General features: G+C 58.9%; 1 protein-coding gene. It reads right to left on the bottom strand.

Features of this window, described 5'->3' with window-relative positions; all coding sequences use genetic code 11:
* Window positions 1–1,428: flippase activity-associated protein Agl23 (locus PLN84_RS13325; protein WP_348532189.1), on the bottom strand; the 1,428-nt coding region annotated here is incomplete at both ends.

Raw genomic sequence — 1,428 nt, 5'->3', positions numbered from 1 at the left:
CCGTATATCGTCGGCTCGCTCACCTTCTGGCTGTAATACGCGAGTTTAGAGGCGCGGTCGCCCCGGTAATACCAGGGCAGCGGCCAGTAAGTGTCGGTCGCGACCGCCACCTTGTCTGCGGCATCGATCTTTGCAAAGACCTCCCGCAGGTCTTCGGAGTTCTGCACCTGCACGATGGGCTCGTTGATGTCCGCCGGAGTGAACGCCACGTGGAGCGTCATCGCGACCAGGAAGACGCTGGCCACGACGGCGATGGTCGCCTTTCGTGTGGTCATCGCGTAGACCGCGACGAAGACCATGGGGAGGAGCTGGTGGAGGATCAGCCACGGCACCTTCTCACCGATGTAGGCGTAGACCCCAAGCGAGAGCAGCATCCAGAAGATGGCGAATCGTGCGAATTCTCTCTGCCGATCGATATGCCGGATCTCCCCGCTGCCCGAGAGGATCTCGCGGAGCCGGTCTTTCCAGCCCGGAGCCTGCTTGATGGGGGAGGCTGCAACCTCCGGGGACTCTCCGTCTGTTTCTTCAGTCCCTTCTGCCGCATCGAGGCTCTCCACGTGACCCATCCTCTTTTCTCTCCAGCGAGCGACGATGCGGGGGATGTCAACGAATTGCAGAACCCCGATGATGGCGAGGATCAGGATCGGCACCTCGTAGAGGATGAAGAGCAGGAGATAGAAATACGGCGGCCCCCCGAGGCGCTGCATCTGGTGCATCGATGTCCAGTGTTCGATAGCCTGGAGCCACCAGGTCGTGATCAGATCCGGGTGGGCGCCGAACGACGAGTAGAAGGCTGCCATGATCCCGAACGCGACGAGGACACCGAGCGCGAGATCCCGGATCCAGTGGGCCGGGAGCCGGACTCTCCTCGTCAAAACTACGTAGAGGAGGTAGATCCCGAAGATCAGGACGATGATCGGCATATTCTCCTTTGCCGACATCCCGAGACCGATCGCGGCTCCTGCGATGAGCGCGTAACGCATCTGGTGCCGCTCGAAGTAGTAGAGGAGGGCGACGAGGAGCACCATCGAAAAGAAGGCTATGAAGATGTCGTTTCGAAGGAACCGCGAGAAGTAGACCATGTTTGGCGATACGGCAAGAAAGAGCGCCGCTACCAGGGTCTGTTTCCTGTCGAGATAGCCGAGTTTATAGATCGGGTAGAGCAGCGGGACGAGCAGAGTGCCGAGCAGCGCCGGGAAGAGCCTGCCCACGAGATCGGAGTCCCCGAGGAGCGAGAAGATCCCGGCCGTGGTATAGTAGAGGAACGGCCCGTGGTACATGGGGTCGTAGATGTAGGTCCCTTCGGTCAGAATTTTATAGGAGAACCACGCGTGAATAGCCTCGTCGTGGTGAAAGAGCTTTAAGTCAAGGAAGTAAAAACGAAGAATAATTGTGGCCAGAAGTATGAGGAGAAAAAGCCCCTCGAAT

It is taken from the genome of Methanoculleus sp., from assembly GCF_035363275.1.
In the GTDB taxonomy this organism is placed as follows: Archaea; Halobacteriota; Methanomicrobia; order Methanomicrobiales; family Methanoculleaceae; genus Methanoculleus.
This window is presented reverse-complemented; position numbering and strand designations above follow the sequence as displayed.